The following is a 248-nucleotide window of genomic DNA, read 5'->3' as shown; positions in this document are numbered from 1 at the left end:
AAGCCGGCATCCTTATAGCGGCCGGGATTCTGCGTCATGTACCAGGCGAGCGACGACTGATCGGTGGCCACCGCATCGGCACGTCCCGATTCCAGCGCTTGATAAATGAGATCGACGGATTCGTACTGATCGACCTTTGCGTCGGGTAGGGCCGCATGGACCATGGACTCTGCATAGACGTTCTGGAGAACCGAAATGGTGATCGAAGAGCCGGCCGCCTTCAACGCGGCATAGTCGCCATATTTGCC

Annotated in this window: 1 protein-coding gene; it reads right to left on the bottom strand. The window is 58.1% G+C overall.

Going from position 1 to position 248, the window contains the following annotated elements; translation table 11 throughout:
• The coding region (locus ACPYOG_RS20205; RefSeq protein WP_481295873.1) for a type 2 periplasmic-binding domain-containing protein at positions 1-248 on the bottom strand (248 nt) is incomplete at both ends.

Source organism: Leifsonia sp. HAY1-4F (assembly GCF_056755275.1).
This window is presented reverse-complemented; position numbering and strand designations above follow the sequence as displayed.